The sequence below is a fragment of the Thermococcus sp. genome (assembly GCF_027008145.1).
In the GTDB taxonomy this organism is placed as follows: Archaea; Methanobacteriota_B; Thermococci; order Thermococcales; family Thermococcaceae; genus Thermococcus.
Window position 1 is genome coordinate 1 of record NZ_JALTCZ010000125.1, and the last position, 6,555, is coordinate 6,555.

Below are 6,555 nucleotides of genomic sequence, written 5' to 3' on the forward strand. Positions count from 1 at the left end.
TTCCGCCCAATTTTTTTGGCCTCTCTTTCGCTCCACCGGTAAACCATGTAACCGAAGAAACCGCCGTGAGATAGACTATGGCTGAAGCCGCCCCAGAAAACCCCGAGACGACAACTTTTCTGAGGGCTTCTGTTGTCGGGGCATAGGGGAGTGCCTTTGCCAGCAACTGGAGGGGTCGTGGGAGTATTGAGATTGGGTACATTGCCCCGCTGAGGGCGAGGGTGACGAGGACGTTCCCGAGGAAGAAGGTTATCCTCCTCATTGGGGACGCAAAGGAGTACTCGAGGGCTCCCGAGTAGAACTCGTCGACCACGCTCCAGACGAACCCGCTGAGAAAGGTCATTCCAAAGCCCAGCACCATGAAGCCGAGGACGGCGAAGAGCAGGTAGTCGGAGTAGCCAGTGAGCCTTGCGAGGGACGGTGAGTACCTTCTCCCGGTTAAGCCGACCCCGATGAGGAGGGCGTTGCCGACGAAGAAAAAGCCCATAAGGAGGTCGCTGACGAACCAGAGCTTGTAGCTGAGGAATACCTTCCAGCTCTTCCTCACGACTCCCAGAAGGGCCTCAAGCTCTTCAGTAACCGCCATAGCCCATCACCCTGGCAGTCTTTTCGGCCCACCGGAAGAGGGCATAGCTCGCGAGCCAGTAGAGCGGTATCAGGATGAGGAGCCAGGCAACTTCACCAGCGACGGCAGAATAGGGGAAGTCAACAAGGAGCCTCCTTACTGCGTTCGCAGAATGGGTGAGGGGGATTAGGTCTGAGATGATCACAAGCCATCTGGGGAGCGTTGAGAGAGGAAAGAAGACGCCCGAGATGAAGAGAACCAGAAACTCGAATATCTGGACGAAGGGGCCTATGTTCTTGAAGACCCTTACTAGACCAGCGGAGACGAGACCGGAGCCGAGGAAAGCTAAGAAAGCCAAACCCACGATGGAGAGGGCATTTAGAAGGGCAGTCCAAGAGAGACTCACCCCGAAGGCAACTACTCCAGTCAGGAAGACCACCGCCATGATCACCGAGTCCATGAGCATCCAGCTCAAGGCTAAGCTAACCACCATCTCCAGAAGGCCCATCGGAGGGGCCACGTTACTCTCCAGCGTACCCCTCTGGAGCTCCCTCCAGATTCCCCACACTGAGGCCTCCATGGGAGATGCCGAGACCCACCAGAGGACATAGCCTATGAGGGTGTAGGTGGGGTAGTCACCGATCCCCGTTGAAGCCTGGAGGGGGAATATCTCCCTCCGAGGATTGCTTCTCCGAAGTAGACAAACTGGACGAGGAAAATAAGGCCAACTAAGACCGATCTCACAACCCTGAGCGGATAACAGAAGAACATCCTGAACCCCTTCTCCATAACGGCCAGAAAGGCCATCTCAATCCCTCAGCGCCCTTCCTATGAGCTTTATGAAGACATCTTCCAGCGTTGGCTCAACCCTCTCCACCGAGAGAATCTTTGTCCCTACCTCTATAAACCCCTCAACGACCCTTAGAAGGTCTTTCTCGTCCAAGTTTCCCCTGAGGATCAATATATCCCACTCGGCCTCGTCCCTTGGGACATAGTAGATGCTGGCGAAGTAGCGGGGGTTCTCGTAGGCGCTCAACCGCCAGTAAAGGGTTCTCTCGGCAACGAGGTTTATCCTCCCCCTGACTTCCCTAGCCTGAGAAACGACGTCGTAGCCGAGAACTTTCGCGGTTCCGCTACTCGGTTTGAGAAGCGTCGTCAGAATCTTTATCGTAGTCGTCTTTCCGGCACCGTTTGGATCCAAGAGGCCGAAGAGTTCACCTCTCCTGACCTTGAAGGAGATGCCCTTTAAGGCCTCCACCCATTCCGACCCTTCTGAGAGGAATTTGGATGTCCCTTCTTTAGCTCCTCAACCTCAATCTGAGGTATGATCCTGAAATCAAAGCAGACTTAGAAAAAGGTTTCGGAATTTAAAGGGGGCAAAGCCCCTCAAATCCTTGAGACGGTCTCGACCTCAGCGCTCTCGACGTTCTCAGTCCCTCTAAAAGCATCGAGAACCTGGTCGAGGTCGTAGCCTTCCTCGTCCTTCGCTAAAACATAGAACTTGAGGGCAACAAGGCCGAAAGCTATAGGCTCTCGCTCGACCTTGGCAAGGCCAAACTTCTCAGGGAGTGCCTCCTTCAGCTTCGCTTCAAGCTCGTCGAGGTTTACCTCCGGGTCGGCCGGCATGACCTTAACGACGGCAACCATGTTGTAGTCGGCCATTTCCTTCACCTCCTGATTCACGGCCCCTCCCAGCCGCAGTTGGGGCACTTGTACGGGACGCTCAAAACCCTGCAGGATTCGCAGCGCCAGATGATAGTTTCCCCACAGTTCGGGCAGACGAAGTGGGTGGCGTGCTCCCTTGGGCTTATCTCCTTTCCGCATGAGGTGCATACGGGTATCTCAAACTTCATCTCCACTGCGAACACCTCCAAGAAAGGTGGTTTTTAATCACTGGTGAGCGTTGCCCGGCTAATTTATAAAGTTTTTCCCAGGGAAACTTTGCTCTGCAAAGTTCCATCAAGCTTCGCGCTCAGCGTTTAAGAAAGGCTGGCGAAAAGATTGTCTTCTCACCAAACTGGCAGAAAATCAGTCGTGCACTAGTCAAGTACAGCTTTAACCGGGGTTTAACACTAAATAAAGCCTTCCAAGCAGTTTCAACTTTATTATTGACGTCTTTCGAAGCATTTCCAGAGTGAAACACTCACAGAAGAGTAAGCCTGAGCATAAACCCCAATCCAAAATCAAACCTTTAGAAAAAAGCACCCAATCTTCCACCAGCGCTTGCGAAGCAGGGGCTGAATGGTGCGGGGGCGGGGATTTGAACCCCGGAACCCCTGCGGGAGTGGATCTTGAGTCCACCGCCTTTGACCAGGCTCGGCAACCCCCGCAAGGTTCGAGAATACTGGGGAAGACAGTCCTTATAAAATTAACCGCTCAGCGCTCAAGCCGTTTGATGCCTTCCTTTGTCCCAACGAGGACGATATCCGCTATGTCCGCGAAGATCCCGTTTTCAACGACGCCCGGGATTGTGTTGAGCTCTATTTCAAGGTCGAGGGGATCCTCTATTTTATGAAACTTGGCATCGAGAATAAAGTTACCGTTGTCTGTTATGACAGGTCCATCCTTCTTTTCAGCCATCCTCAGCTCGGCCTCGGCGTTAAAGACCTCAAGCTCCTCTGCTATGGCCTTCCAAGCTGGGGGCATGACCTCTATTGGAACTGGCATCCTCTGGCTGAGGCTCTTGACGAGCTTGCTTTCGTCAACGAGTACCAGAAAAGTCCCGGCGCGGTATTCGATTATCTTCTCCATCGTCAGCGCCCCACCCCTGCCCTTGATGAGGTTGAGGTGGGGATCGACTTCGTCGGCGCCATCAACGGCTATATCTATTGCATCGACCTCGTCGAGGGAAACGACGGGAACACCGCTCTCTATGGCCAGAAGTCTCGCCTGATGGGACGTGGGAATGCCGTAGACCTCCTCCAGCTCACCGTCCATTATGAGCTTCCCGAGGTAGCGGATAAAGTAAGCGGTTGTAGAGCCTGTTCCAAGACCAATCACCATCTCGTCCTCGATGAACTTTAAAGCTTCCTTTGCGACGGCCTTCTTCATTTCCTCGACGTTCATTGTCATCACCCCGTGCTGAACAGGCACTTTATCGTGGCGTTGCCCGAGCTGACCATCTTGTAAAGCAGGCTCTGGTTGGAGTAGCAGACCGGCGTGAAGTGAACAACCACTGTATAGCTGAGCATCGTGAAGTAGAACCAGAACAGTAACCATCCCCAGAATGCCTTCTTAAATATCGCCCTCCGGTCCGGCACATCTGGGGGAAGTTCCTTGATCACGGCCATGACGAACCTGTCCGTGAGGACATAGAGCAGGAAGCCGAGTATCCACGCTGCGCGGTTGTAGTAGGCGAGCCCTCCGCTGATCAGTCCGGTTATCGTTCCCCAGAGGTAAACGGTAAGCGAAAACTTATGTTCAGGAGCCAGTTTCACTCCTCTCCACCTAACTCCTCTCTTTGGGATGGGTCTTAAAAACTTTCCTTAATCTGAAAACCTTAAATAGTATTGATAACCTTAGCTAAGCGGTGGTGTAAATGAGGGTCAAGACTCTGATGACAAAGGATCCAGTGGTCATACAGCTCCCGGCGAGCAGGGGATACGCACTTGAGCTCTTTAAAAAGCATAAAGTCCGCTCCTTCCCAGTAGTTAACAGGGAGGGGAAGCTGGCTGGAATAATCAGCGTCAAGAACATCCTCGTTAATCCAGACGAAGATCAGCTGGCGATGCTCATCCGGAGGGGCGTCCCAACCGTTAAGGCCAGCGACGACCTTAAGAAGGCCGTCAGGAAGATCCTTGACTCGGGCTACAGAAGGGTGGTCGTCGTTGACGACGGGGAGAGGCCCATAGGCATCCTGACCGTTGGGGACATAGTCAGGAGATATCTCTCTAAGAATGAGAAGCTCAGAGAGGTGAGCATCGAGCCCTACTACCAGAGGAACGTCAGCGTCGTCTGGCGCGGGACACCCCTGAAGGCTGCACTGAAGGCGCTCCTCCTCTGCAACGCCATGGCGATACCGGTTATAGACGACGACGGGAACCTCATCGGCATGGTGGATGAGACAGATCTGCTCCACGACAGCGAGGTGATAAGGGTCATAAAGCAGACCTCTCTATCGGCTTCGAGTGAGGAGGATTGGATTCTAGAGGCCAATCCGACCCTCATCTTTGAGAAGGCAGAACTCCAGCTCCCTCAGAAGCCGGTCGAGGAGATAATGAACCCGCACGTCGTCGTGGCAACACCTCATATGAGCATCTACGACGTGGCCCAAAAGATGGTGAAGTACGAGATAGAGCAGTTGCCGGTCATCAGAGGCGAGGGCGAGCTTATAGGCATAGTCAGGGACATGGACATCATAAAGGTCATCCTCGGAAGGTAAAGGCATTTAAGCCCTCCCCCAACTTTTCTGCGGTGGTTCCGTGAAGGAGATAACTCTCTCCATCTTCGGCTTTGGCAACGTTGGAAGGGCAACCGCGAGGGTTCTCATCGAAAAGGAGAGGTTCTTCAGAGAAAAGTACAGACTGAGCTTTAAGGTTCTGAGCGTGGCCGACACGAGTGGCCTCGTTTGGCTGCCCGAGGGCATCGACCTCAGGGAGGCCCTCCTCGTGAAGGAGACCTTCGGGAGGCTCTCGGCCTGGACGAACGACTACGAGGTCTACAGCATGAAACCCGGTGAAGCCATCAAAGAGGTGAGTCCCGATATCGTTATCGACGTTACCAACGATACCAACGCTCACCCATGGCACCTCAGGGCTATAAGGAATGGGAGTGCTCTCGTTACGAGCAACAAGCCACCCTTAGCGTTTCACTACTCCGAGCTCGTTGGAGAGGCCGAAAAGAGGGGAACTCCCTACCTCTTCGAGGCAACCGTGATGGCCGGGACACCGGTGATAGGCCTCCTGAGGGAGAACCTCTTAGGGGACAGAGTTGAGAGTATCGAGGCTGTCCTCAACGCGACGACGACCTTCATGCTCTCCAGAATGGAGGGAGGGAAGAGCTTTGAAGAGGCCCTGAGGGAAGCCCAGTCCCTAGGTATAGCAGAGAGGGATCCGAGCGGTGACGTACTTGGAATGGATGCAGGCTACAAGGCGACCATTCTGCACTGTGTCGCATTCCACCCGATAACCTTCGAGGAGGCTAAGGTGATGGGCATAGAGGGCGTGACGCCCGAGCTCGTTGAGAGGGCAAATTCCCGCGGAAGGACGATAAGGCTCGTCGCGAGGATTGAGAAGGGAAGCGTAACAGTTGAGCCGAGGGAGATATCCCTAAAAAGCCCCCTGGCAGTTTCGAGCAACGAGAACGTCGCGCTGATAAAAACCGACCTCCTCGGGGAGCTACTCATCAAGGGGGCCGGGGCCGGGCCCAGGGAGACCGCCAGCGGTGTCGTGGGCGATATCGTCAAGGCAAGCCTAGCCCTCAGGGGAGCATGACTTCTTCACTTTCCGCAGTTATTCTCAGCTCGACCTTCTCGAACCTGTGCCCGATGACCCGAACCTCAAGAACTCCGCAGGGGGTCTTCAACTTCTTCTCCTCGGAGAGGAAGAAGAAGTCCCTAAGGACAACGTTGCCATTTGAATCCCTGAGGATTAAGGTGGAAGTGCCATAATCCGGAACCAGAAGGAAAGTTCCCTTGGTGCATTCCACTCTGACAACCCGAAGGCGGTTTGCCAGAATGAGGAGAGCTAGGGCTATGAAAACGTTTGGCAGTGAGTAGACTGCCCTTCCCGTGGCTATTCCGATGAAAAGAAGAGCTAAAGAGAAAGCCAAGAAAACCACACCGGCCTTCCAGAGTTTCTCATCTCGGAGCGTGGTCTTCACAAGTCTGACCATCACAGCTGATAGCCACAAGCCTTTTTAATCCTTTTCCGAGTCCCGAGTGGTGAAAGCATGGAGCACATCATAGCGCTCCATCAGGTTTACGCGGAGTTGCTCTTCCGCGGGCTGAAGACGGTGGAGCTGAGGAAGTCGAGGGTATTCAACGAGGGGGA

At 54.0% G+C, this 6,555-nt stretch carries 8 protein-coding genes, 1 tRNA gene and 2 pseudogenes; 2 read left to right on the forward strand and 9 right to left on the reverse strand.

Annotated features, from left to right (window positions below; all coding sequences use genetic code 11):
- The 8 genes and pseudogenes from MVD07_RS05990 to MVD07_RS06025 form a co-directional block, all read right to left on the reverse strand.
- Positions 1 to 586: pseudogene (locus MVD07_RS05990) on the reverse strand (ABC transporter permease); the annotation flags it as partial.
- Positions 573 to 1,145, reverse strand: coding sequence for an ABC transporter permease (locus MVD07_RS05995; RefSeq protein ID WP_366078470.1), 573 nt, complete (start codon positions 1,143 to 1,145; stop codon positions 573 to 575). The pseudogene MVD07_RS05990 and the gene MVD07_RS05995, both read right to left, overlap by 14 nt.
- A 228-nt stretch (positions 1,146 to 1,373) precedes the next feature.
- A pseudogene (locus MVD07_RS06000) lies at positions 1,374 to 1,829 on the reverse strand (ATP-binding cassette domain-containing protein); the annotation flags it as partial.
- Between the two features lie 122 nt (positions 1,830 to 1,951).
- Complete coding sequence (locus tag MVD07_RS06005) at positions 1,952 to 2,227, reverse strand: elongation factor 1-beta (RefSeq protein ID WP_297499675.1); 276 nt, start codon at positions 2,225 to 2,227, stop codon at positions 1,952 to 1,954.
- Positions 2,228 to 2,244: 17 nt separating this feature from the next.
- Positions 2,245 to 2,418, reverse strand: coding sequence for a zinc finger domain-containing protein (locus tag MVD07_RS06010; protein ID WP_297499677.1), 174 nt, complete (start codon positions 2,416 to 2,418; stop codon positions 2,245 to 2,247).
- A 389-nt stretch (positions 2,419 to 2,807) separates the two neighbouring features.
- A tRNA-Leu gene (locus tag MVD07_RS06015) sits at positions 2,808 to 2,895 on the reverse strand.
- Positions 2,896 to 2,941: 46 nt separating this feature from the next.
- A complete protein-coding gene (rpiA, locus tag MVD07_RS06020; RefSeq protein ID WP_297499679.1) occupies positions 2,942 to 3,631 on the reverse strand; it encodes a ribose-5-phosphate isomerase RpiA in 690 nt (229 codons plus the stop codon).
- A gap of 5 nt (positions 3,632 to 3,636) precedes the next feature.
- A complete protein-coding gene (locus MVD07_RS06025; RefSeq protein ID WP_297499667.1) occupies positions 3,637 to 4,002 on the reverse strand; it encodes a hypothetical protein in 366 nt (121 codons plus the stop codon).
- 101 nt (positions 4,003 to 4,103) lie between these two features.
- Between MVD07_RS06025 and MVD07_RS06030 the strand changes: the two genes are divergently transcribed.
- Complete coding sequence (locus MVD07_RS06030; protein WP_297499669.1) at positions 4,104 to 4,946, forward strand: CBS domain-containing protein; 843 nt, start codon at positions 4,104 to 4,106, stop codon at positions 4,944 to 4,946.
- 40 nt (positions 4,947 to 4,986) lie between these two features.
- Entirely contained in the window at positions 4,987 to 5,997 is a 1,011-nt protein-coding gene (locus tag MVD07_RS06035) for a homoserine dehydrogenase (RefSeq protein ID WP_297499671.1), read from the forward strand.
- On the opposite strand, the gene MVD07_RS06040 is transcribed toward MVD07_RS06035, so the two are convergent.
- Positions 5,984 to 6,397, reverse strand: coding sequence for a hypothetical protein (locus MVD07_RS06040; protein ID WP_297499673.1), 414 nt, complete (start codon positions 6,395 to 6,397; stop codon positions 5,984 to 5,986). The two genes, MVD07_RS06035 and MVD07_RS06040, sit on opposite strands and share 14 nt — an antisense overlap.
- Positions 6,398 to 6,555 lie beyond the last annotated feature (158 nt).